Here is a 23,715-nt window from a genome sequence, read left to right as displayed (position 1 = left end):
AAAGACAAGTAGTAAAGCAGCAGTAGGCACTAAGCGGTTGGCTGCGCGGCTACCGCCCGCTATGTGAGCGTTTTCCCCGCCCAATAGACGGTGTATTCGCTTATAAGATATGTACCTACATGGTAACGCTGGAATAGGTTGCCGATCTGCTTATCTTAAGCGGAATATTTCTGCGGTTTCCCTTGGCAGGCGGGGCTATAAAAAAAGGCCAGTCTGAATGCAACCTTACCCTACAGCGGCAGCATCTTACCACCACAGCCTTCCTTTCCACAATGAAGGTATCCTGCTTTATTTCTATCCGACTTCGCAACGTATGCAGCATTCTTACTTGCGCGGAACCGAGCTCCTGATGGGGCTGGCCGCTGGTGAGCGTCGTAACGCCGGACCCCGCCGGGGCCGGAACTTCCAATGAGCGCCCTGTCGGCCTCGCTGGGAGGGAGCGGGCTGCGTAGCCTGTTGCCGGGTAGCGCCGCTGCGGCGCGCCCGGAGTCCCACTCCTCGTCGTTAGCTGCTCCCGTGCGCCCCCTGACCCCGCCTTCCCAGCTCTCAGATTCGGAGCTGATTGATGGTTGCCTAGCTGGTAGCCGATTGATGCAGAAGTATTTATACGAACGATTTGCCGGCCGCATGATGGCCGTGTGCCTGCGCTACGCCCAAACTACCTTCGAGGCCGAGGACGTACTGCAGGAAGGCTTCTTGACCGTATTTAAAAATTTGGCCAGCTTCCGCCGGGAGTGTCCGCTGGAATTTTGGATTCGCCGTATCATGGTCAACGCCGCCCTGCGCCAGCACCGCCGCAACGCGCCCCTGGTGGCCGTCAGCGACGGGGGCGAGTACCCAGAGGATTTGGCCGGCGAGGAGTTTACGCTTTCCAATTACAATTTCGAGGAGATGCTGAACATGATTCAGGACCTCGCCCCGCGCTACCGCATGGTGTTCAACCTGTTCGCCATTGAAGGCTACGGGCACAAAGAAATTGGCGACATGCTCGGTATTTCCGAGGGCACCAGCAAGTCGCAGTACTCCCGGGCCCGGGCCATTTTGAAAAGTAAAATCGAGCGTCTCGACGCTCATCGCACGCATGGCAGCATCCGCTCCTAACACAAATACTCCCGACCCCCGCTCAACCGGCGACCTAGAGCACCTGTTCCGGCAAAAGTTTGCCGAGGCTGAGGTGGCTCCGCGCGCCAGCTTCTGGGACCAGCTCGACCACGAGCTGGTAGTGCAGCAGAACGAGCAGGTGGTGCAGCAAAACGTGACCTACCGCCGCCGCCTGGTAGTACATCGTTGGGTTGCCGCCGCCTGCTTACTGCTGGCCCTGGGCTTTGGCAGCTGGGCTTTCCTGTGGCAGAATGGCGCCGCCGTGGGGCCCGAGCTGGCCGTGCAACTGCCGGCCGGGTCTGCTACTTCATCTGGTGCTGTAGGTTCAACTGCTGCGGCTACCTCCGGGTTCGGGACAGAAAATGCCGCTACTGCTTCGGTTTCTGCCGCTTTTCCAGCCACGGCTTCCAGCTCAGCCAGCGCCGTACCAAGTGGCTTGGAAGCTACTTCTGGTGCTACCGGGCCGGCGCTAGCCGCGCTGCTGCGTGGTAACTCTACCTCTGTGTATGCTGCGCAGAATGGGACTGGGCGCTCAGCTACGGGGTTGTATTCTTCTGCTCCGGCGCAGGGAGGTAGCCTACTGGATGTGTATCGCCAAGTAACGTCGTCGGGGAATGGAGCTGGAGCCAGCAGCACCTCTTTTTTCGCTAGCCTGACGGGAATGCAGCCCCGCTCTGCGGCTCTGCGCAGCGGCTTGGGCCTAAGCCGCCCCGATACCCTGAAGCCTTCTTTGCTGATGGCTCCGCAGTTGCCGGCTTCGGCCCCGCAAGTAGCCGTTGCGCCTGAGCCCGAGCAGAAGGAAACCCCAAAGCTATGGCGCCGGCTGCGGTTGGGCGCCAGCTACGCGGTAGGTTCCTACAACCCCAACATCAACTTCTCCCACACCGATGGCCGGCTGCGAACGAACATGCTGACCAACGCCGTGCGTAGCTACTACCAAGATGAGGCCGAAGACGAGTACCGCCGCAACTTGCGGGCCGGCGTAAGTCAGCGGGCCGCCCTGGTGGCTTCCTACGCCCTCAACGACCGGTGGACCCTCACCTCCGGGGCCGAGGTGGCCCAGCAACGCGCTACCTCCGCCACTACTTACGGCTTTATCGATGGCAAGCAGGTGGGCCATGAGGCTGCCGATGTATTCAACCGGCCCGCGGCCTACAGCCCAGCTCCGGCCCAGCCTCGCGCCACTTCCTACCGCTACCGCACGGCGGGTATTCCGGTGGGCGTGCGCTATGGCTCCACCAAGCCCGGCCTTTCTCTGTACGCCAAGGTAGGGGCGGCCGTAAACGTGCTGCTGGGTAGCCGCTCGGAGCTCGAAGGCTCCCCGGAAGCTACTCGCACCTACACTCTAAAATCGGCGGAGTCGCCGTACCGGCAGGTGCTGACCTCGTTACGCGGGGGCACGGGCGTTCGGTATCAGCCGGCTACGGCCGCCTGGAACGTAGTAATAGGGCCAACTGCCGAAGCCGGCCTAACGACCCTTAACGCCCACCCCAACCAGCGCGGTGCGCGCCAAAGCCGCCCCTACAGTATCGGACTGGAAGCTAGCATGGAATTTGGAACGGCGAAGCCTCAGCCCATTGCTGCTCAATAATTCCTGCGCCGTATTGCCTTGCTTTCCATGAGTCGCCTTTTTCTTTCATTCTCACTAGGATTGCTGCTAACGGGCGCTGCATCCTGCTCCAATTCCCTTGATGAAGCAGTAGACGGTACCTGCGTAACCAACTTTTCCGCTACCCTGATTGAGCAGTTACAGCAGAAACCCAAGCAAACGCCCGCGGCCGAAGTAATCCAGTACACCTACCAAGGCCGCACCGTGTACCTAGTAACGGGCGGCGATGCTGCCAACTACAGCTACCTGTTTGACACCTGCGGCAATGTGATTTGTGCCGCCGCCGGTGGCCCCAACAAAACCGGCGACGGACGGTGCCCGGATTTTGCCGCCACGGCCACCAACGCCACCCTCCTTTGGCGCGACCCGCGGTAGCGGTAAGGTAGTGAATGAGTGATTGAGTGGAAGTGGTGAGTGAATGTACTGTCATGGCGAGGAGGCACGACGCCGCTATTTATCCTAGCCAATATGCTACCCCTTAAAGCAAAACAAGCCCTTGATGCCCGTGCTAGCGTCAGGGGCTTGTCACGTTAGTAGGCTTTAGGATACACGAGAGGAAGGATGGCTTCGCTACCTCGCCATGACATACTTCACTCATGCACTTAGCTACTCATTCACCGCTTCACTTTCCCTCCGAACCATAAGTTGAGTTTTAGAGTTATCATAGGCTACCTTTCTGGCCTATATTTCCCCGCATGCACTACCAACTGACCTCGGAATTCAAACCCACCGGCGACCAGCCCCAGGCCATTCGGCAACTGGTGGAAGGAATTAATAATGGCGAGCCAGCGCAGGTACTGCTGGGGGCCACAGGCACGGGTAAAACCTTCACCATGGCCAACGTTATTGCCGAGACCGGCAAGCCAGCCCTGGTGTTGTGTCACAATAAAACCCTTGCGGCCCAGCTCTACGGCGAGTTCAAGCAGTTCTTCCCCAACAACGCCGTCGAGTACTATATCAGCTACTACGACTACTACCAGCCCGAGGCTTACATTGCTTCTACCGACGTCTTTATTGAAAAAGACCTGGCCATTAACCAGGAAATCGAGAAGCTGCGCCTGCACACTACTTCCACGCTGCTCAGCGGGCGCCGCGACGTGATTGTGGTAGCCTCCGTGTCGTGCATTTACGGCATCGGTAACCCCGAGGAGTTTGGCAAAAACGTCATTTTCCTGGCCCCCGGCCTGCGCTACTCGCGCAACAACCTGCTCTATTCCTTCGTCCAGATTCTGTACTCGCGTACCGAGGCGGAGTTTACCCGCGGTACATTTCGGGTGAAGGGCGACACCGTAGACCTGTTTCCGGCCTACGCCGACTACGCTTACCGCATTTTCTTTTTCGGCGACGAAATAGAGGCCATTCACAAGATTGACCCCGTAAGCGGCAAGAAGCTTGCCGACGAGAAGTCTGTTACGCTTTACCCCGCCCAGCTATTCGTAACCGGCAAGGACACGCTCAACCAGGCCATCAAGGAAATCCAGTTCGACATGACCCAGCAGCACGCCTACTTCGAGAAAGAAGGCCGTGATGCCGAAGCCAAGCGCATCATGGAGCGCACCGAGTTCGACCTGGAAATGATTCGGGAGCTGGGCTACTGCTCCGGCATCGAGAACTACTCGCGCTATTTCGACGGCCGCCAGCCCGGCTCCCGGCCCTTCTGCCTGCTCGACTATTTCCCCGAAGACTACCTGCTGGTAGTCGACGAGAGCCACGCCACCATGCCCCAAATCCGGGCCATGTGGGGCGGCGACCGGAGCCGCAAAACAGCTCTGGTGGAGTACGGCTTCCGCCTGCCCTCGGCCATGGACAACCGCCCGCTTACCTTCAACGAGTTTGAGGGCATGGTGCGCCAGGCCGTATTCGTGTCGGCTACCCCCGCCGACTACGAGCTAACCCAGGCCAACGGGGTAGTGGTAGAGCAAATCATTCGCCCTACCGGCCTGCTCGACCCCGAAATTGACCTGCGTCCCAGCGGCAACCAGATTGACGATCTGCTGGACGAAGTGGACAACCGCGTGAAAATGGGTGACCGGGTGCTGGTAACGACTCTTACCAAGCGTATGGCCGAGGAGCTGCAGAAGTACATGGAGCGCCTGGGCATCAAGTCGAGCTACGTACACTCCGACGTGAAAACCCTGGACCGGGTAGAGATTCTACGCCAGTTGCGCCTCGGCGAAATCGACGTGCTGATTGGGGTAAACCTGCTACGGGAAGGCCTCGACTTGCCGGAAGTGAGCCTGGTGGCCATTCTCGACGCCGATAAGGAAGGCTTCCTGCGCGACCAACGCAGCCTGATTCAGACCATGGGCCGCGCTGCCCGTAATGACCGGGGCAAGGTAATCATGTACGCTGACCGCATTACGGGCTCCATGCAGCGCGCCATCGACGAAACCAACCGCCGCCGGGCTACCCAGATGGCCTACAATGAGGAACACGGCATCACGCCCCGCACGGTGCGTAAGTCGCGCGAGGCCATTATGGAACAAACCTCGCTGTCGGACTACCGCATTGCGGAAGCGCCAAGCTACGCCGGCCCTACTGAGGACGCCGCCCTGGCCATTGCCGCCGAGCCGGTAGTTTCCATGATGAGCAAAGTGGACCTGGAAAAGCTTATTAAGCAAACCGAAAAGCAGATGGAGGCTGCCGCCAAGGACCTCGACTTCCTAACTGCTGCCAAACTCCGCGACGAGCTGGCCGGCCTCAAACAGGTGCTCAAGACCAAGCGCGACTAGTAAGGGCCCAATAAGTACTTATTACGAAGCGGGAACCTAAGACTGTACTTCAGATGCTACCGCAGGTCCCTCGCTTGAAACGACAGTAATTTGTTGCGGCCTACCCACGTTTCTCTATCAGTTCAAGCATTCCTGCCAGCAAACTTTCTTATCTTTTTACATGAAAACTGCTCATCCACTTATTAGTACGCAGCCAGGGGTGCGGTTTGGCAAACCTTGCTTGGTAGGAACCCGCATCGCGGTTCAGGATGTGTTGGGCTGGCTAGCCTCAGGGATGAGCTTTGAGGAAATCGTCGAAGACTTTCCAGAGCTAACTTTAGAGCATATACGGGCGGCTTTGGCTTTTGCTGCCGCTATTGAGCAGCGCACCCGGCAAGTAGCCGCTTAAATGAGGTGGTTACTAGATGCTAATTTATCGTACCGGCTGGTACGGCAGCTTGAGTCACATGTTCAGGTGTTACACGTCAGTCGTACTGGTTTAACTCCTGCGGCTGATGACCGCCTAATTTGGGAGTGGGCGCGACAAAATGACTACCTGATTATTACGAACGATGAGGACTTTTATCGATTAGCAGGAGTGTATGGATTCCCACCCAAAGTAGTGCTGCTGCGAATGGGCAACCAATCTACCCACCATGTTGCGGAAACACTAGTCCGTCATCTAGTCGATATTCAATCTTTAGCAGACACTGCAGAGTTGGGCATTTTAGAGCTGTACTAGCCGTGTTCGATACGTTGTTCGATATGTCCCTAGAAAACTAGGGTGCACTGGACAGAATAGGCTGTAGGAATTAACGCTGTAACAGCAGTAGCGTTGAAACGTCAGCCCAAGTAGGCAGCCGCTCCGCCCGAATCTGGTACTTTTGGCTGACCAGTCTTCAGCGCTACCCCAAGTGGCACTAGCTTACGCACTGGCAAGTGGGTTCCTTCTGGGCATGGTACATACGCTAACGACCTGGGTACGGCAGCATCGGGCCCAGGTATTATTCCTGATATTGCTACTACCGACGGTTGGGCCGCTGCTGCTTGTATTGCCCGAACCTATATACCTCTGGGATGAGTCTAGAGTAGCCGTAAATGCGGCGGAAATGGCGTTAAACAACAATTGGTTGGTGGCGCACTTCGAAGGTCAGCCCGATTTATGGAACACTAAGCCGCCTTTGCTGCTGTGGTTGCAAGTGCTGAGCATTAAGCTGTTCGGGTTTAATGAAGTAGCCATCCGGTTGCCTACCGTGGGGGCGGTGGTGGCAACTGTTAGCGCCTTATACTGGTTTAGTGCGAAAGTCTTGCGCAATGTAGCCGCGGGCCTGTTTGCGGGGCTCGTTCTGCTGACTACCGCCGGCTACTTCCGGGTACACGTGGCTTGGTCTGGCGACTACGATGGGCTACTGGTATGCTGGCAGCTACTCCTGCTGATTTTCTATTTCCGGTACCTAGAAAAAGCCCGCTCCCGAGACTGGTGGCTGTTTACTGGTGCCTTGCTGGGGGCCATTCTGACCAAAGGCGTGGCGGGGTTACTCGGGTTGCCAGGGTTGCTGCTGTACACGCTCTGGCAGGGTAGGCTGGGCTTTATACTACGAAACCGGCAGTTCTACGCTGCGGTAGCGGTGCTGCTTGGGCTGGTGGGCGGTTACTACCTGGGCCACGAAGTCAGCACCCCAGGCTACTGGCAAGCCGTGCGAGAAAACGAGTTGGGCGGCCGCTTCTCTACGGCGCTAAATGACCTGAGCGGCCCGTGGAACTACTACCTCGTCTACCTCAAAATTCGGGACTTTGTGCCCTGGCTGTACTGGCTAGCTCCTGCCGTTGTCCTGGCGTGGTGGCAGTCTAATCCGGTGCAGCGGCGGGCAGTGGGGTTACTGCTTATTTTCAGTGCCTGCTGGTTGCTGCTCATCAGCTGTGCAGCCACCAAGCTGGCCTGGTACGCCGCCCCCATCTATCCACCGCTGGCCCTACTAACGGGGCTAGGCATAGCCCGAATTTGGGAGCTGCTGCACGCGGCCTACCTGGGGCGTTACGTACCGCAAGTGGTTAGCATGGCGGGATTTACGCTCCTGTTCTTTGGCTTGCCCTACCGCGGTATGCTCCTAGATATGCTGATTCAGCTTCAGCACCGCACCCCGTATTACTTCTACCGAAATTACCTGTCAGCGCTGCCTGCTAGTACCCACCTAGCTTCCGTGGCCGTGGTGGTGCCCGATATCGTTAAAACGAACGTGGTGTCTACCGCCTGGGACCCCGGCCGCGAATACAACCCTGTGTTTACGTTTTACAAGCTGGCCTACAAGGCCGAGCGGAACCTGGACCTGCGCATTACCAGCGTCCGGCAGCTGGCCTCGCTGGTCCCAACCGATACGGTGGTGGTGTGTGATGAAACTTTGCACCAGCAAGTGCAGGCGCGGTTCGTTACCCGTATCCTGGGCCGCGCGACTCCCTGCCAATTGCTGGTGGTACTAGGGCCTAAATAACCGGCGAGGAGCCCAGCAGCTCGATGTAGGCCGGCACTTCGGCCAGGGAAGTAAGCGTGTGGAAGGCTACCCCTACTAGCTGCTCGGCTGGTACTTCTTCCATAATCCAGGTGGTGTGGTAGGGCACGTGCACGGCCTGAGCCCCCAAGCGGGCCACCGGTAGCACGTCCGACTTCAGGGAGTTGCCGATCATCAGGAACTGCGCGGGGCTTACCTGGTGGCGGGCGAGGATGCGCTGGTAGGTAGCCTCGTTCTTTTCGCTCACAATCTCGACGTAGTCAAATAAGTCGCCGAGGCCGGAGCGGGCCAGCTTGCTTTCCTGGTCGAACAGGTCGCCTTTGGTGAGCAGCATGAGGGGGTAGCCCTGCCGCTTCAGAGCCATCAGTACTTCGGGCACATCGGGTAGCAACTCAATAGGAAAGCTGAGCAGGCGTTTGCCATGGTCGAGGATGTGCTGGATTTCGGTGCCAGTTACCGCGCCACCGGTCAGCTGAATGACGGTTTCAATCATCGAAAGCATAAACGACTTGGCCCCGTACCCAAACAAGTGCATGTTCTGGCGCTGCACTTCGTTGAAACGGCTCCCGATAACGCCCGGCTCGCCGTGGTGGGTCAGCAACTCATACAGCTGGGCCTCGGCGTAGTCGAAGTGGGGCTGGTTAGGCCAAAGGGTATCGTCGGCATCAAAGGCAATCAGGCGAGGTGCGGGCATAAAGCGAAGGGTGGAGAGGGGCAAAGGCTTCGGCAAAGTTACCGAACTTGCGGCCCTATGAAGCAGCTAGTAGACCTGAGCACCTGGAACCGACGAGAGCATTTTGCCTTCTTTTCCGCCTTTGAGGAGCCGTTTTTTGGGGTGGTGGCGGAGGTGGATGCCACCCGCGCTTACGCCCGAGCGAAAGACCTGGGGGTATCGTTTTTTCAGCTCTACCTGCACTGCGCCCTTACGGCCGTAAACGAGGTAGAGGCCCTGCGCTACCGCATAGAGGAAGGGCAAGTATACTGCTACGACCAGGTGCACGTTTCGGCCACGCTTACCCGTCCAGACCATACTTTCGGGTTTTCCTTTGTGCCCTACGCCTCTTCGCTCACAGAATTTGGGGTAGGGCTGGCGGCCGAAATGGAGGCGGTGCGCCAAACCACTGGCCTGCGCCTGACTCCGACCACGGGCCGGCCCGATGTAGTTCACTTTTCGGCTCTGCCCTGGATTTCCTTTACCAGCCTGACCCACGCCCGCTCCTTTGGGCACCCCGACAGCATTCCGAAAATATCGGTGGGAAAAACCCGGCGGCAAGGTGAGGCGCTGCTGCTACCCGTAGCCGTCAATGTGCACCACGGCCTAGCCGATGGCTACCACGTAGGCCTGTTCTTGGCCGCTTTTCAGCGGGAGCTAGATGCTGCTGGCAACGAGTAGTTCTGCCTCACCAGCAGGGCACTGGCTCAGTGGCGCTACCGAATCAGGACCAGCGTGCCGATGACAATCAGGCCGGCACCTACTCCTGTCTGTAAGGTCAGCTTTTCTTCCAGAAACACGACCGAAAGAACAATGGCCAGCGCCACGCTCAGCTTGTCTAGGGGTGCTACCTGCGAAACCTGGCCGACTTGCAGGGCCTTAAAGTAAAAGATCCACGACAGCCCCGTGGCCAGCCCCGAAAGCCCCAGAAAAAGCAGGTTGGTGCGCGAAAGAGTGTGCACCTCGGCCAAACCGCCCCGGAAGAACACGATGCCCCAGGCCAGCACCAGAATAACAACCGTCCGCACCGCCGTAGCCAGGTTCGAGTCGACTCCTTTGATGCCAATTTTGGCTAGAATGGCGGTTAGGGCCGCAAACAGAGCCGATAGAAGCGCATACGTCCACCACATAAGTCGCTAGAAGAAAAGGTACTACTTAGGGTACGAAGCCCGGACGCGGCCGCCAACTGTTTGGCGCTCCGAGCCCGGACTTGCTGTGGCTTGCTACCTCGTTCTACTTCGGCCGCCAGGTAAAGCTAAAGCCTGGCGTACCACTCAGCCCCCCGCCGGCGCCCAGGCCGTAGCTGGGCAACCAAGTCGGCGAAAAGCCCATGCCCTCGGGCAAGCGGGGCTTGCGGCCCCAACGGTTGCGGTGGGTCAGGTAGCCGAGGTGGGCCGATAAAATGCCGAAGCCTGCGCCCGCCACCACGTCGCTTTGCCAGTGCTTGGTGTTAATCATGCGCAGGGCTGCCACGCTGGTGGCAATGGTATAGGCCCCAATGCCGTACCACTGGCTTTTGTCCCGAAACTCGTTGTGCACAATGCTGGCGGCCAGAAAGGCTTGCGCCGTGTGCCCCGAGGGAAACGACAACTGATCGGAGCCATCGGGCCGGGTTTTTCGGCTCAGATTTTTCACCGCAAATACCGTCGTGAGCATGATTAACTCACTTTTTAGCACCACCAGCCCCACGTTTAGCTGGTCGTTTTTAGACTCTACTCCCGACAAGGCCACCAGGCCCAGCTCAGCGTAGGGGACAAATATCAGGATGTCGTCGAGGCTGGTGCGGAAGGTAGGAAACAGCTTGTGTATGTCGCGGTTAGCTTCCTGGTTGGTATAGAAACCGCCCCCGTTAGAGGTGTAAGCTCCGTAGCCAATCAGCAAGGCCGGCACAATGGTCGCCTTGACCAGCTTGCCCTTGTACCAGGGCTGCTTTACAACGGCCGGCACCCCGGCCGGATTCTCGAACTTATGGGTGGTATCGGCGGGGGTAGCGGGCGGCAGCACCTGGGCCAGGCCCGGCCCGATAGATGCCGCACTGAGCGTCAGGCCAAGGGCAATCCGGCGAGCAATAGAATTCATGAAGCGAAAGGTAAACATGAGCTGATCGGGAGGAAGCGGAACCCACACATAGGTTCTTAAGGCAGAGTACCTAACGATTTTGTAGCCAACTTGTCTGAATAAGGAGCGGCAAAGTATGCAGCTCAACGGCGCTAGCTGCCTTGTGCGGGCCGGCCCACTCCGTTACGGCTCAGCACTCTACGGCCGGCTTGAGCAGGGCAGGCTATTGAAACTGCAGGAACAACTGCTGGTAGGCTTACGGTCGTTTTCGTCGTTTCTGTGTACCCTTGCAGCCCCTACCGCCTTATTGCCCGCCCAAAATGCCCGCCGGAACCGTACTGCTCATCGACGACGAAACCAGCCTGCGCCAGCTCCTGGCCCGGGTGCTGGAATTAGAAGGCTACACCGTGCTGCAAGCGCCCGATTCCCGCCGCGGCCTGGAACAACTGCGCTTACACGCTGAGGAAATACTGGTAATCCTTTCGGATGTAAAGCTGCCTGATGGCTACGGCCTCGATTTGCTACCCCGCTACAAACAAGCCGCTCCGCTGGCGGAGGTGGTTCTGATGACGGCCTACGGTACCATTCCCGACGGGGTGCGGGCCATGAAGGAAGGCGCCTTCGACTACCTCACCAAGGGCGACTCCGATGACCAGTTGGTGGTAGTGGTGGAGCGCGCCGCCGAAAAAGCCCGCCTGCAACAGCGCGTCGCCGATCTGGAAAAGAAGGTAGGCGCCCAGTACAGCTTCGAGAGCATGATTGGCCGCTCCGGGGCCTTGGAGCAGGCGAAGAAACTGGCCCAGCGCGTCGCGCCCACGGATAGCACCGTGCTGCTGGAAGGCCCTACCGGCGCGGGCAAGGAGCTGTTTGCCCAGGCCATTCACCAGGCCAGTTCGCGCCATACCAAGCCGTTTGTGGCCGTGAACTGCTCAGCTTTCCCGAAAGATTTGTTGGAATCGGAGCTGTTTGGCTATAAGAAGGGCGCGTTTACGGGGGCGTTATCGGATAAGAAGGGCCTGCTGGAAGAGGCCAACGGCGGCACCTTGTTTCTAGATGAAATTGGGGAGCTGGAGCTGAACGTGCAGGCCAAATTTCTGCGGGTGCTGGAAACTCAGCAGTTCACCAAACTCGGCGACACCAAACCTACCAGCGTGAACGTGCGCCTAGTGGCCGCCACCAACCGCAACCTCAAGCAGGAAGCCGCCGAAGGCCACTTCCGCCCCGACCTCTACTACCGCCTCTCCGTGTTCACGGTGCTGGTACCTAGCTTGAACGAGCGGCGCGAGGACATTGCCCCGCTGGCCGATTACTTCCTGCAATACTTCGCTGCCCGCCTGCGCAAACGCCTGCGCGGCCTGGAACCCGAAGTGCTCCAGCAGCTCCAGCGCTACGACTGGCGCGGCAGTGTGCGCGAGCTGAAAAACGTGCTGGAGCGCGCCGCCATCTTGGCCGACGGCGACCTGCTCACCACGGACGACCTACCCGCCGAATTCCACTACCTGCCTACCCCCCTCACCACCGACGAAGCCGCCGACCGCACCCTGCGCACCCTGGAAAAGCGCCAGATCCGGCAGGTACTCCAGGAAACCAGCGGCAACAAAATGGAAGCCGCTCGCCAGCTCGGCATTGGCACCAAAACCCTCTACCGCAAGATTCAGGAGTACGGGCTGTAGCAAAGGTCCAGTAAAGTCGCAGATGAGTCTGGTATATAGCGGGAAGGGTATACTGATAGTCATAGAATTTCCGTTACTTGAGTACGCCGGCTTCTGAGGGCAGAAGGCAGGCAAACATCTGTGTTTTATCTACTTACTCATCTTTATGAAAAAGCATGTATTGGGCTTGCTGTTAGCAGCACCGTGGCTGGCCAACGCACAAACGACCACTCCCTTCACCATTAAAGGCACGCTGGGCAAGCTCGATGCTCCGGCTAAGGTATACCTGGTGCGGCGCGGGGCGGTGGCGGATTCGGCCACGCTGAAAAACGGGGTATTTGAGCTGAAAGGTACCACGGAGGTGCCCACTACGGCCGACCTGATATTCCGGCGCAACGGCCGTTTGGGGAGCTTGTTCGGGCCGATGGGAGACCGTACGCGCGTGTTTCTAGAGCCCGGTACGGTCCTCATCACCAGCCCCGATTCACTGGCGCACGCCACCATCAAGGGTGGCCCGGCCATGAACGATTATCTGCGGCTGGATAAAGCAATGAAGCCGACTATTGCCAGCATGCACGCTTTGGGCGCCGAAGTGCAAAAGGCTACCGAGCAGCAGCGACAGGATCCGGCTTTTGAGGAGCGAATAAAATCCCGGTCTGAAGCTTTAACCAAGGAGCTTGTCAACACCAACTACACCTTCATCAAGGCCAACCCTAGTTCCTGGGCTAGCCTGGACGCCCTGCTGGGGCTCCAAATGATGGACCTGCCCCAGTATGCTACCGTCGCCCCGCTCTACGAGGCGTTTAGCCCAGCGCTCAAGAACAGCCCGCAAGGGCTTCAGTACGGCGAGATGGTGCGGGGGCTGAAAGTCGTAGCCATCGGGGCGACGGCCCCCGATTTCACCCAGCAAACACCCGATGGCAAAACCGTATCGTTGCGCGACTACCGCGGCAAGTACGTACTGGTTGATTTCTGGGCCTCCTGGTGCGGCCCTTGCCGGCAGGAAAACCCCACGGTTGCCAAGGCCTACAGCGAGTATAAAGGCCGCAACTTCGAGGTACTGGGCGTGTCGCTGGATAACGAAAAGCAGCGCGACAAATGGGTGCAAGCCATCCAGGACGATAAATTAACCTGGACGCAGGTTTCTGACCTCCGCGGCTGGGAAAACGCGGCTGCGCGCAGTTATCAGGTACGCGGTATTCCGCAAAACTACCTCATTGACCCCACAGGCAAAATTGTAGCCGCCAACCTCAAAGGCGCTGATTTAAAAGCTACCCTGGCGAAATACATCAAGTAATAACGCTGGCGGAGGAGCCAGCTTTCTGGTTAACAAACCTTACAACCGAGTTATTCTGACCGACACACCGGGTCAGAATAACTCGGTTTTTTTGCGTCGTAGAAAGTGGAGTTTTATAGGCAGCGAAATTTTGTATCTGATTACCAAGTAGATGCAAGGCAGGGGAGAGCAGGCTGACTATAAACGGGCCTGAATTGGCAAGAGGGGTAGCGTGCTATCAGACGGTTTCGGTAACCGAGCCACAGCTGCTAGCGCTGCACGGAATATTTCACCCTACCCATCTACCCCAGATGATTTCCTCTGCCGAAACGGCCATCGTGCTACTCGAAAATTTTCCGGAGCTAAGCCCAGCGTTACAAGTGCCCGCGGTGCGCCAGAGCATGTACCGGCAACTCGACTGCTTCGCTCTGTTCACCCGCTCTGCTGCCGAGAAAGGCCGTTTGGCCCTGCTCAAGCACTGCTTTGAGGTAGCCGACCGCCTCGTGCGCCAGGGCGACGCCTACCTGACTCGCGCCATGGAGAACGTGTACCTGCATTGCCTGCACCTCGATGGCAGCACCTACGGCAACCAGCTTGCCCGCCAGCTGATGCCCACCCGCCTGTACCAGCTATACCAGTATCCGCACACCAACATGCTGCCCTAGCGCAGCTAGCTCATTCACACTTGCATGGCACCCTTACTTATGATTCTGCTGCTCACTGCTGCCGGCCTTGCCGGGTTCGGGCTCTTCTATAAATCCGTCGATTTTTTCGACCACATCTAACGCCACCTCGTGCCATGATGGTCACCCTGTTTGTCCTCTCCCTCGCCACGTTCGGCTACCTCTGCTACGTGCTGCTGCGCCCGGAGAAATTCTAACCTACTTCCATGAACAACGAACTACTCGGCATCGGCGCCATTTACTTCCTGACGCTGCTGCTGGCCCTGCCGCTGGGCCACTACCTGGCCCGGGTGTTTAAAGGCGAAAAGAACCTGTTTGATTTTATGCGGCCCGTGGAGGCCGGCATTTTCCGCCTTTCTGGCCTGGATGCCCGCCGCGAAATGAGCTGGCAGCAGCACTTGGTGGCCTTGCTTACCATTAACCTTGTGTGGTTCCTGCTGGCTATGCTGGTCCTTTCTACTCAAGGCAGCCTACCCCTCAACCCTGACCAGAACCCCAGCATGTCGCCGGACTTGGCCTTTAACACGGCCATTTCCTTTCTGGTGAACTGCAACCTGCAGCACTACTCTGGCGAGTCGGGCCTGAGCTACCTCTCGCAGATTGTGGTGGTTACCTTCCTGCAGTTTGTGAGTGCTGCTACGGGCATTGCGGCGGCCATGGTGGTGTTCAACGCCCTGCAAACCCGCGCCACCGATAAGCTGGGCAACTTTTACAACTACTTCGTCAAGAGCCTCACGCGCCTGCTGCTGCCGGGCTCCCTACTCATAGCCTTGCTGCTGGCCTTCAACGGCACCCCCATGACCTTGCAGGGCAAGCAGGAGCTAGTGACCCTGCAGGGCGACTCGGTAGCTGTGTCGCGGGGGCCGGTGGCGGCTATGGTGGCTATTAAGGAGCTGGGCACCAACGGGGGCGGTTTCTACGGAGCCAACTCGGCCCACCCGCTCGAAAACCCGAACTACTTCACCAACGCCGTCGAGAATATTGCTCTGGTCATCATCCCCATGGCCATGGTATTTGCCCTCGGCTTCTACCTCAACCGCCGCAAGCTGGCCCTGATGATTTTCGGGGTCATGACGGTAGGCTTCGTGGTGCTGCTGGCCCCTACAGTGTACTATGAGCTGCAGGGCAACCCTGCTATTAGTCGCCTGGGCGTAAACCAGGGGCTGGGGGCGCTGGAGGGCAAGGAAATGCGGTTTGGTGCGGCGGCTTCGGCCTACTGGAGCATCACCAACACGGTTATCAGCTGCGGCTCGGTGAACTCCATGCACGATTCGTTTATGCCGCTTTCCGGCCTGACCCAGATGCTGGGCATGATGACCAACGCCTTTTACGGCGGGTGCGGGGTAGGGCTGCTCAACTTCTTCGCCTACCTCATCATTGCCGTGTTCATTGCCGGCCTGATGGTAGGCCGGACCCCGGAGCTGCTGGGTAAGAAGATTGAGGCCCGCGAGATGAAAATTGCCATCCTCGTGACCCTGCTGCACCCGCTGCTGATTCTGGCGGGCACGGCCCTCACGGCCCACCTCTACGCCGGCAACCCCACCGAGTACGCCGGCTGGCTGGCCAATCCCGGCTACCATGGCTTCTCGGAAATGCTCTATGAGTTTACCTCCGCCTCTGCCAATAACGGCTCCGGCTTCGAGGGCCTCGGCGACAACACACCCTGGTGGAACATCAGCACGGGGGTAGTACTGCTGCTGTCCCGCTTCCTGCCCATCATCGGTCCGGTGGCCATTGCCGGCTTGCTGGCCCGCAAGAAGTATGTGCCCGAAAGCGCCGGCACCTTGCCCGCCGACACGGCCACTTTTGGCGTGATGGTTATGGCTGTCATCGTCATCATTGCTGCGCTAGCCTTCTTCCCGGCCCTGGCGCTCGGGCCCATTGCCGAACATTTCTCCCTGTATTAGCCCCACCCCAACCCCTCCCCGGTAGGGAGGGGCTCAGGTCAGCCTCTCACGACATCGTTCACTTATAGAGTAGCCACACAGCTACCTCCACTAAATAGTCACCTCTAGACAACTTCCCATAGGCGTTAGGCTCCCCCTCCCCACCGGGGAGGGGGCCGGGGGGTGGGGTCCACAATATGTCAACCAAAGAACAATCCTTGTTTCAACCCGCGCTGGTGCAGGAGGCTATTAAGCAAGCCTTCGTGAAGCTCGACCCGCGCGTGATGTTCCGCAACCCGGTGATGTTTACCGTGGAAATCGGGACGGTGGTCATGCTGCTCGTGACGCTGGGGCTGCTCGTGAAGCCCGATGCGGCCCAGGGCTCCTTTGCCTACAACTTCACCGTGTTTGTGGTGCTGTTTCTGACCTTGCTATTCGCCAATTTTGCCGAGGCCATTGCCGAGGCCCGCGGCAAGGCCCAGGCCGAAAGTCTGCGCAAAACCCGCGAGGAAACCCCAGCCCGCGTCATTGACGAAAAAGGCAACATCTCCTCGGTGTCTTCTTCCCAACTCCAGAAAGGCCAGGTATTTCTGGTGGAGGCCGGCGAAATCATTCCTACCGACGGGGAAATTATCGAGGGGCTGGCGACCATCGACGAATCGGCCATTACGGGCGAATCGGCGCCCGTAATTCGGGAGGCCGGCGGCGACAAGTCGTCGGTGACGGGTGGCACCAAGGTATTGTCGGACCGTATTAAGGTAGTGGTGACGACGGCGCCCGGCGAGTCGTTTCTGGATAAGATGATTGCCCTGGTAGAAGGCGCTTCGCGGCAGAAAACGCCCAACGAAATTGCCCTTACCATCTTGCTGGCGGGCTTTACGCTGGTGTTCATCATTGTGTGCGTGACCTTGCAGCCCTTCGCCGCCTACGCCAACACGCCCATTGCCATTGCCTCCTTTATTGCCTTGTTCGTGTGCCTGATTCCGACCACCATTGGTGGGTTGCTCTCGGCGATTGGCATTGCGGGCATGGACCGCGCCCTGCGCGCCAACGTCATCACCAAAAGCGGCAAAGCCGTGGAAACTGCCGGCGACATTGACGTACTGCTCCTGGACAAAACCGGCACCATCACCATCGGCAACCGCAAAGCCACGCACTTCTGGCCCGCGCCGGGGGTAGGGGAGCAGCAGTTTATTGAGCTGGCTACCTTGTCCTCGCTCACCGACGAGACTCCCGAGGGCAAAAGCATTGTGGAGCTGGCCCGCGAAAAGCAAGTAAGCCCCGAGCAGCTGCAAGTCCGCCTCCAAGGCGCTGAGCTCATCAAGTTCACGGCTGAAACCCGCAGCTCCGGCGTGACGCTGCCGGATGGAACACGCCTGCGCAAAGGAGCTTCCGATGCCATCCGCCAGCTCGCTAACCGTGCCAACCAGCCCTTCCCCCAGGAAACCACCCAGCGCGTGGAAGCCATTGCCAGCAACGGCGGCACGCCCCTGGTAGTGAGCGAAAACGACCGGGTGCTGGGCGTGGTGGAGCTGCAGGACATCATCAAGCCCGGCATTCAGGAGCGGTTTGAGCGCCTGCGCAAAATGGGCATCAAAACCGTGATGGTAACCGGCGACAACCCGCTCACGGCCCGCTTCATTGCCGAAAAAGCCGGCGTGGATGACTTCATTGCCGAAGCCAAGCCCGAGGACAAAATGACTTACATCCGCCGCGAGCAGCAGGAGGGCAAGCTGGTAGCCATGATGGGCGACGGCACCAACGACGCGCCCGCCCTGGCCCAGGCCGACGTGGGCGTAGCCATGAACTCGGGCACCCAGGCCGCCAAGGAAGCCGGCAACATGGTGGACCTCGACAACGACCCCACCAAGCTCATCGAGGTAGTGGAAATCGGGAAGCAGCTGCTCATGACCCGCGGCACGCTCACCACGTTCAGCATCGCCAACGACGTAGCCAAGTACTTCGCCATCGTGCCGGCCTTGTTCATGGTGGCTATTCCGAGCTTGGGTGCGCTAAATATTATGGGCCTGAAGTCGCCACAGTCGGCTATTCTTTCGGCGGTCATCTTCAACGCCATCATCATTCCGCTGCTGGTGCCGCTGGCGCTGCGCGGGGTAGCCTACAAGCCCATCGGCGCCTCGGCGTTGCTGCGCCGCAACCTGCTGGTGTATGGCCTGGGCGGCGTCATCGTCCCTTTCATCGGCATTAAGCTGATAGACCTGCTGGTAGGGCTGTTTTTATAGAAAGCTGACATAACAAAACATCTGTCATCCTGAGCGGAGCGAAGGACCTTATTAGGTTCGCACGATCATCGAATGACTTGTCATGCGTGATAAGGTCCTTCGCTCCGCTCAGGATGACAGAAAATCAAAAGAAACACATGAAACAATACCTGCTTCCCGCTTTCCGCCTGACCCTTGTGCTCCTGGTAGTGTGCTGCCTGATTTACCCGGCGCTGGTATGGGCCGGGGCGCAACTGGCCCCGGACAGCGGCCAGGGCGAAACCATCCGCTACCGGGGCCGCGTGGTGGGCTACGACAATGTGGGCCAGAAATTTACCCGGCCGGAGTACTTCTGGTCGCGCCCCTCGGCGGTAGATTACAACTCGGCCGGCTCGGCGGGCTCCAACAAAGGCCCCAGCAACTCCGAGTACCTGGCCACGGTGCAGGCCCGCCTCGGTACCTTCTTGCTCCAGAACCCCAGCGTAAGCAAAGCCCAGATACCGGCCGAGCTACTAACCGCCTCTGGCTCCGGCCTCGATCCGCACCTCTCGCCCGCCGGAGCCGCCGTGCAGGTAGCCCGCGTGGCCCGCGCCCGCCAGCTCGACGTCGCGAAAGTGCAGGCCCTGGTAGCCCGCCACACCCAGCACAGCCTGCTGGGCCCCGATCGGGTGAACGTGCTGCGCCTAAATGTAGCGCTGGATGAGCTGTAGAGACGCGACACTTCGCGTCTTGTCGTTGAACGGCCCAGCAGAACGCGGGTACACACAACATCAGCCAACAACAAGACGCGAAGTATCGCGTCTCTACAGCCCAGCTCGCCTACCTTCGTTTGATCGTATTCTTTCGTCCTTATTCCCTCTACCCGCCGCACGCTACGGGCACTTCTCTCCCATGAAATCTATTTCCCTACTTGCCCTCGGCCTGCTGTGCAGCGCAGCTGCTACCGCTCAAACCATTCCCGTTGCTGCCGATTCAGTGGTGACGCCTGCCGAGGCGCCAGCTACCCCGCCTGCCAACCCCCTCACTACCTACGGGTTTGTGGATGGCTACTATGGCTACGACATCAAGCACGCGGCTACCAACGACCGGCCCGGTTTCCTGTATTCCCACGACCGCCAGAACGAGTTTACGGTGAACAACGCCATTCTGGGCCTGCGCTACGACAACGGGCAGGTGCGCGGAGCCCTGGGCCTGCACGCCGGCACCTACGTTTCAGCCAACTACGCCGCCGAGGACCCGGTGCTGCGCCACATCTACGAGGCATACGCGGGTTTCCGGCCGTTCCAGAAAGCCTGGCTCGACGTAGGTATTTTCGGCTCCCACATTGGTTTCGAGTCGGCTATCAGCAAAGATAACTGGACGCTTACCAGGTCTATGATGGCCGAAAACTCGCCGTACTACGAGGCCGGCGCCCGCTTCACCTACGAAGTGGACTCCAAGCTGACCCTAACGGCGCTGGTGCTCAACGGCTGGCAGAACATCCGGGAAAACAACCAGAAAAAAGCGGTGGGCACCCAAATTCAGTGGAAGCCAACCGACAAGCTGCTCATCAACAGCAGCACGTTCTATGGCAACGAGCAACCCCAGGCCCTACAGAAGCGCCGCCGCTACTTCCACGATTTTTACGTGAGCTACGCCGTCACCGAGCGCCTGAGCGTGGCCGGCGTATTCGACGTGGGCAAGCAGGAGCAGGCCGCCCGCGGCAGCAAAGCCGATACCTGGCACACCGGCGCGGCATTCGTGCGCTACAAGCTGGCCGATAAGTGGTCGGCCACGGCCCGCGCCGAGTACTACAACGCCGACCACGGCGTCATCATCTCCTCAATTTCACCGGCCCCCACGGATGCCGACTTCAAGGTAAAAGCCGCCTCCCTCAACCTCGACTACCTGCCCACTAGCAACGTGACTTTCCGAGTAGAAGGCCGCGTATTCCACTCCGGCCAGGATTTTCTCACCGACCGCAACGGCCAGCCTTCCAACTCCTACGGCAACCTGACCAGCAGCATTGCTATTTCTTTCTAGGAAGGAAGTAAGCAGGTTGGGCTACAAGTCTAAATAAAATCGTCTGCCATGCTGAGCGCAGCCGAAGCATCTCTCCTGCTGGCTAACCAATAGTCGTTCGGCTCCCCCTCTCCCCCGGAGAGGGGGCCGGGGGGTGAGGCGCCGATGCCAGAACGACCCCGGGGTCTGTACCCAACAGCACAGTAATTTCCACAAGTCTATTCCATGCCTCCTTCCAACGATGACGACCAGCTGCGCGACTTATCGGCGGAGCGGTTTCTGCGGCTGGTGCAGGAGCCGCGGCGCGGGCGGCTGAAGGTGTACATTGGGCTGGCCGCGGGGGTAGGCAAAACCTACCGCATGTTGCAGGAGGCCCAGGAGCTGCGCCAGCACGGCGTAGATGTGGTATTGGGCTACGTGGAAACCCACGGGCGGGCCGGCACCGTGGCCCAGCTGCAGAACTTGCCCCTGATCAAGCGCAAAAGCATCTTCTACAAAGGCCGCATGCTGGAAGAAATGGACGTGGCGGCTATTCTGCAGCGCCGGCCGGCGGTGGTCGTCGTCGATGAACTGGCTCACACCAACGTGCCCGGCTCGGAAAACGAGAAACGCTGGCAGGACGTGGAGCAGCTGGTGCGGGCGGGCATTTCGGTGATTACCGCCGTGAACGTCCAGCACCTGGAAAGCCTCCACGACCAGGTGCTACGCATCACGGGCCAGGACGTAGCCGAGCGGGTGCCCGACCAGCTCCTCAAGCTGGCCGATGAGGTAGTAAATGTGGACCTGACCGTGCCCGAGCTGCGGGCCCGGCTGGAAGAAGGCAAAATCTACGACCCGCAGAAGGTGCCCACGGCCCTGCGCAACTTCTTTCAGCCCGAAAACTTGCTGCAACTGCGTGAGCTAGCGTTGCGGGAAGTGGCCGGGCAGCTTAGCCGCCAGATTGATACGGGCGCGGCCCCGGTGCCCGCCCCGCGTCGCAACCACGACCGGCTGCTGGCCTGTATCAATTCCAACGCCCCGGCCGCCCGCGAAATCATCCGCAAAACCTCCCGCCTCGCCGACCGCCTGGGCACGGCCACTTGGTACGTGCTCTATGTGCAAACCGCCCGCGAATCAGCGGACCGGGTAGGACTGGCTACCCAGCGCCACCTGCTGCGCAATCTGCAATTAGCCACCGAGCTGGGCGGTCAGATTCTGCGGGTGAAGTCGGATGCGGTGGTAGCGGAGATACTGCGCGTGGCCCAGGAAAAGCGCGCTACCCTACTTATTTGCGGCGTCACGCGGGAAAAAGGTTGGTGGCAGCGGCTAACCCGTCGTCCGGGTACTACGTCGGCCCTGATCCGGGCCGTGGCCCACACGGATACCGACCTGGACCTGTTTCTGGTGACCTACTGATCGGCCTCACGTTGCCGCCAGCTTACTACCCTCTCTCATTCATGAATCTCAAAACCAAAATCACGCTGGCGTTTCTGACCATGTTGCTCCTGCTGCTGGGCGTCAGCGCGTTTACCCTGTACTCGCTTAACCGCCTGGACCGCAGCGCCCGCAACGTGTTGCGGGACAATTTGTATTCCGTGGAGCTAGGCCAGCACATGTTGCGGGCCCTTGACCGTTTGCAGGCTCAGGAGGCCCCGCTGGATACACAAGCCAAGCAACGGTTTGAGCAACTACTGGCCCGCGAGGCTGGCAACGTAACCGAACCCGGTGAGCAGCAGGTAGTTGATTCCTTGTTCAGTGAGTTGGCCGATACGGAACGGTATCTGGCTTCCGACACCACGGCGCTGCAATTATGGACCGCGCACATGGGCCAGTTGCGGCAACTCACGTACCGCATGGTAGGCCTGAATACCCAGGCTCTGACGCGTAAAAACGAAGCCGCCAACCGCCTAGCGACGGAGCAAACTGGCTACGTGCTGGCCCTACTCACATTTGCGGTCCTGACCTGCCTGTTGTTTGTGCTGAGCGTGCCCGAAGCCGCCGTGAGTGGATTGCGCAAGCTCTCGGCCAGCATCGAAAACGCTACCCACCAGGATTACTCCAACTCCATTCCGGTGGAAGGCCACGACGAATTTGGCGCCGTGGCGCGGGCCTTCAACCGCCTGCTGGTGCAGCTGCAAGACTACCGCACCTCCACGCTGGCCCAACTGCTGGCCGAGCGCAACCGCATGGTCAGCCTCGTGAACAACCTCGATGAAGGCCTGTTGCTGGTGGATGAAAACCGCCGCCTGATTCTGGCCAACCCCGTGGCCCAGCAGCTCCTGTCCCTACCCCCCGAGCAGCTCCTGAACCGCCCCGCCGAGGAAATAGCCCAGCAAAACGACCTGTTCCGGGAACTGCTGCGTCACCTCGATACGCCCGCCGCCCAGCGCCCCACCGAAGCCGCTCCCGTGCTCACCCTGGCCCAGCACGATGAGGAAGCCTACTACCGCGTCAGCGTGAACGATGTGGTGAGCTTTAATGAAGTCCTGGATAAGATGGAGTTCGTGGGCTCTATTTTGACGCTGCGCAATGTGTCGGAGTACAAGAAGCTGGACCAAGCCAAGTCGAACTTCCTGGCTACGGTGTCGCACGAGTTGAAAACGCCCTTGTCGAGCATCAACTTCAGTTTGAAGCTGCTGCAAAACGGCAAGGTCGGCCCCGTGAATGAGGAGCAGCAGAACATTCTGGCTACCATCAAGCAGGAAAACCAGCGCCTGCTGCGGCTGGTAGGGGAGCTGATTGACGTGTCGCGGCTAGAGTCGGGCAATATCCAACTCAACTTCCAGGCGGCCCGCGTGGCCGAGGTAGTGCAGTTTGCCGCCGCCACCATTCAGCTCCAGCTCCAGCCCAAGCAGCTCACCCTCGACATCCAGATTGCCGACACGCTACCTGCCGTGCGCGCCGACATCGAGAAAACGACCTGGGTGCTGCTCAACCTGCTGGCCAACGCTATCCGCTACTCCCCGGAACAGGCGCAAATTCATATTCGGGCGGCTCTCACCACCGAGGCCCAGCCCCAGATCCGCATCAGCGTGCAGGACCACGGCCCCGGCATTGCCCCCCAGTATCAGGAGAAAATCTTCCAACGCTTCGTCCAGATTCCCGACAAAAACGGTTACAAAGGTGGTTCGGGCCTGGGTCTGAGCATCGCCCGCGAGTTTATTGGGAGCCAGGGCGGGCAGCTGTGGGTAGAAAGTGAGCTGGGCAGCGGCAGCACCTTCAGCTTCACACTACCGCTAGCACGGCCAGAGTAATCCAGGCTTCTTAAATAGCCATTCATTTACAAGTCAAGTCATAAAAAAAGCCCCTTGCTAGTAG

The 23,715-nt window shown here is 59.2% G+C and carries 21 protein-coding genes; 18 read left to right on the top strand and 3 right to left on the bottom strand.

What is annotated here, in order from left to right; genetic code table 11:
- Window positions 1–408: 408 nt before the first annotated feature.
- The 7 genes from MWH26_RS15330 to MWH26_RS15300 all read left to right on the top strand — a co-directional run bounded on the left by MWH26_RS15330 (window position 409) and on the right by MWH26_RS15300 (window position 7,910).
- A complete protein-coding gene (locus tag MWH26_RS15330) occupies window positions 409–1,101 on the top strand; it encodes an RNA polymerase sigma factor (RefSeq protein WP_188555971.1) in 693 nt (230 codons plus the stop codon).
- Window positions 1,082–2,692, top strand: coding sequence for a hypothetical protein (locus MWH26_RS15325; RefSeq protein WP_247974957.1), 1,611 nt, complete (start codon window positions 1,082–1,084; stop codon window positions 2,690–2,692). The genes MWH26_RS15330 and MWH26_RS15325 overlap by 20 nt, the downstream gene beginning before the upstream one ends.
- 27 nt (window positions 2,693–2,719) lie before the next feature.
- A complete protein-coding gene (locus tag MWH26_RS15320; protein ID WP_247974956.1) occupies window positions 2,720–3,085 on the top strand; it encodes a DUF6970 domain-containing protein in 366 nt (121 codons plus the stop codon).
- A gap of 320 nt (window positions 3,086–3,405) precedes the next feature.
- A complete protein-coding gene (uvrB, locus tag MWH26_RS15315) occupies window positions 3,406–5,442 on the top strand; it encodes an excinuclease ABC subunit UvrB (RefSeq protein ID WP_247974955.1) in 2,037 nt (678 codons plus the stop codon).
- A gap of 160 nt (window positions 5,443–5,602) precedes the next feature.
- Window positions 5,603–5,830, top strand: coding sequence for a DUF433 domain-containing protein (locus tag MWH26_RS15310; protein ID WP_244697479.1), 228 nt, complete (start codon window positions 5,603–5,605; stop codon window positions 5,828–5,830).
- Window positions 5,831–6,163, top strand: a complete 333-nt coding sequence (locus tag MWH26_RS15305; RefSeq protein ID WP_247974954.1) for a DUF5615 family PIN-like protein — start codon at window positions 5,831–5,833, stop codon at window positions 6,161–6,163.
- 214 nt (window positions 6,164–6,377) lie between these two features.
- On the top strand, window positions 6,378–7,910 hold the full coding sequence (locus MWH26_RS15300; RefSeq protein ID WP_247974953.1) for an ArnT family glycosyltransferase: 1,533 nt from the start codon (window positions 6,378–6,380) through the stop codon (window positions 7,908–7,910).
- Here the strand turns inward: MWH26_RS15300 and MWH26_RS15295 are convergent.
- Window positions 7,903–8,622 carry an HAD family hydrolase gene (locus MWH26_RS15295; RefSeq protein WP_247974952.1) on the bottom strand — a complete coding sequence of 240 codons (720 nt, stop codon included), beginning with the start codon at window positions 8,620–8,622 and terminating at the stop codon, window positions 7,903–7,905. The two genes, MWH26_RS15300 and MWH26_RS15295, sit on opposite strands and share 8 nt — an antisense overlap.
- Window positions 8,623–8,679: 57 nt before the next feature.
- Here MWH26_RS15295 and MWH26_RS15290 point away from each other — a divergent pair, with 57 nt between their 5' ends.
- Window positions 8,680–9,321, top strand: coding sequence for a chloramphenicol acetyltransferase (locus MWH26_RS15290; RefSeq protein WP_247974951.1), 642 nt, complete (start codon window positions 8,680–8,682; stop codon window positions 9,319–9,321).
- A gap of 35 nt (window positions 9,322–9,356) precedes the next feature.
- Here MWH26_RS15290 and MWH26_RS15285 read toward each other — a convergent pair whose 3' ends face one another.
- The gene (locus MWH26_RS15285; RefSeq protein ID WP_247974950.1) at window positions 9,357–9,770 is read right to left on the bottom strand and encodes an EamA family transporter; all 414 of its coding nucleotides are present in this window, start codon (window positions 9,768–9,770) and stop codon (window positions 9,357–9,359) included.
- A gap of 103 nt (window positions 9,771–9,873) precedes the next feature.
- The gene (locus MWH26_RS15280) at window positions 9,874–10,719 is read right to left on the bottom strand and encodes a phosphatase PAP2 family protein (RefSeq protein WP_247974949.1); all 846 of its coding nucleotides are present in this window, start codon (window positions 10,717–10,719) and stop codon (window positions 9,874–9,876) included.
- 299 nt (window positions 10,720–11,018) lie between these two features.
- On the opposite strand from MWH26_RS15280, the gene MWH26_RS15275 reads away from it, so the two are divergent.
- The 10 genes from MWH26_RS15275 (at window position 11,019) to MWH26_RS15235 (ending at window position 23,651) form a co-directional block, all read left to right on the top strand.
- Window positions 11,019–12,371 (top strand): sigma-54-dependent transcriptional regulator, encoded by a 1,353-nt coding sequence (locus MWH26_RS15275; protein WP_247974948.1) that lies wholly within the window; start codon window positions 11,019–11,021, stop codon window positions 12,369–12,371.
- 145 nt (window positions 12,372–12,516) lie between these two features.
- A complete protein-coding gene (locus MWH26_RS15270; protein ID WP_247974947.1) occupies window positions 12,517–13,647 on the top strand; it encodes a TlpA disulfide reductase family protein in 1,131 nt (376 codons plus the stop codon).
- A 290-nt stretch (window positions 13,648–13,937) separates the two neighbouring features.
- The gene (locus tag MWH26_RS15265; protein WP_244697467.1) at window positions 13,938–14,291 is read left to right on the top strand and encodes a DUF7674 family protein; all 354 of its coding nucleotides are present in this window, start codon (window positions 13,938–13,940) and stop codon (window positions 14,289–14,291) included.
- Window positions 14,292–14,425: 134 nt separating this feature from the next.
- Window positions 14,426–14,506, top strand: a complete 81-nt coding sequence (gene kdpF / locus MWH26_RS20275) for a K(+)-transporting ATPase subunit F (RefSeq protein WP_375374049.1) — start codon at window positions 14,426–14,428, stop codon at window positions 14,504–14,506.
- Window positions 14,507–14,515: 9 nt separating this feature from the next.
- On the top strand, window positions 14,516–16,216 hold the full coding sequence (gene kdpA, locus MWH26_RS15260; RefSeq protein WP_247974946.1) for a potassium-transporting ATPase subunit KdpA: 1,701 nt from the start codon (window positions 14,516–14,518) through the stop codon (window positions 16,214–16,216).
- A 176-nt stretch (window positions 16,217–16,392) separates the two neighbouring features.
- Window positions 16,393–18,438 (top strand): potassium-transporting ATPase subunit KdpB, encoded by a 2,046-nt coding sequence (gene kdpB / locus MWH26_RS15255; protein WP_247974945.1) that lies wholly within the window; start codon window positions 16,393–16,395, stop codon window positions 18,436–18,438.
- 137 nt (window positions 18,439–18,575) lie between these two features.
- The gene (kdpC, locus tag MWH26_RS15250; protein ID WP_247974944.1) at window positions 18,576–19,127 is read left to right on the top strand and encodes a potassium-transporting ATPase subunit KdpC; all 552 of its coding nucleotides are present in this window, start codon (window positions 18,576–18,578) and stop codon (window positions 19,125–19,127) included.
- 181 nt (window positions 19,128–19,308) lie between these two features.
- Window positions 19,309–20,439 carry a porin gene (locus tag MWH26_RS15245; protein ID WP_247974943.1) on the top strand — a complete coding sequence of 377 codons (1,131 nt, stop codon included), beginning with the start codon at window positions 19,309–19,311 and terminating at the stop codon, window positions 20,437–20,439.
- Window positions 20,440–20,643: 204 nt separating this feature from the next.
- On the top strand, window positions 20,644–21,813 hold the full coding sequence (locus MWH26_RS15240) for a sensor protein KdpD (protein ID WP_247974942.1): 1,170 nt from the start codon (window positions 20,644–20,646) through the stop codon (window positions 21,811–21,813).
- 41 nt (window positions 21,814–21,854) lie between these two features.
- Window positions 21,855–23,651, top strand: a complete 1,797-nt coding sequence (locus MWH26_RS15235) for a HAMP domain-containing sensor histidine kinase (RefSeq protein ID WP_247974941.1) — start codon at window positions 21,855–21,857, stop codon at window positions 23,649–23,651.
- The last annotated feature ends 64 nt before the right edge of the window (window positions 23,652–23,715 follow it).

Source organism: Hymenobacter sublimis (genome assembly GCF_023101345.1).
In the GTDB taxonomy this organism is placed as follows: domain Bacteria; phylum Bacteroidota; class Bacteroidia; order Cytophagales; family Hymenobacteraceae; genus Hymenobacter; species Hymenobacter sublimis.
This window is presented reverse-complemented; position numbering and strand designations above follow the sequence as displayed.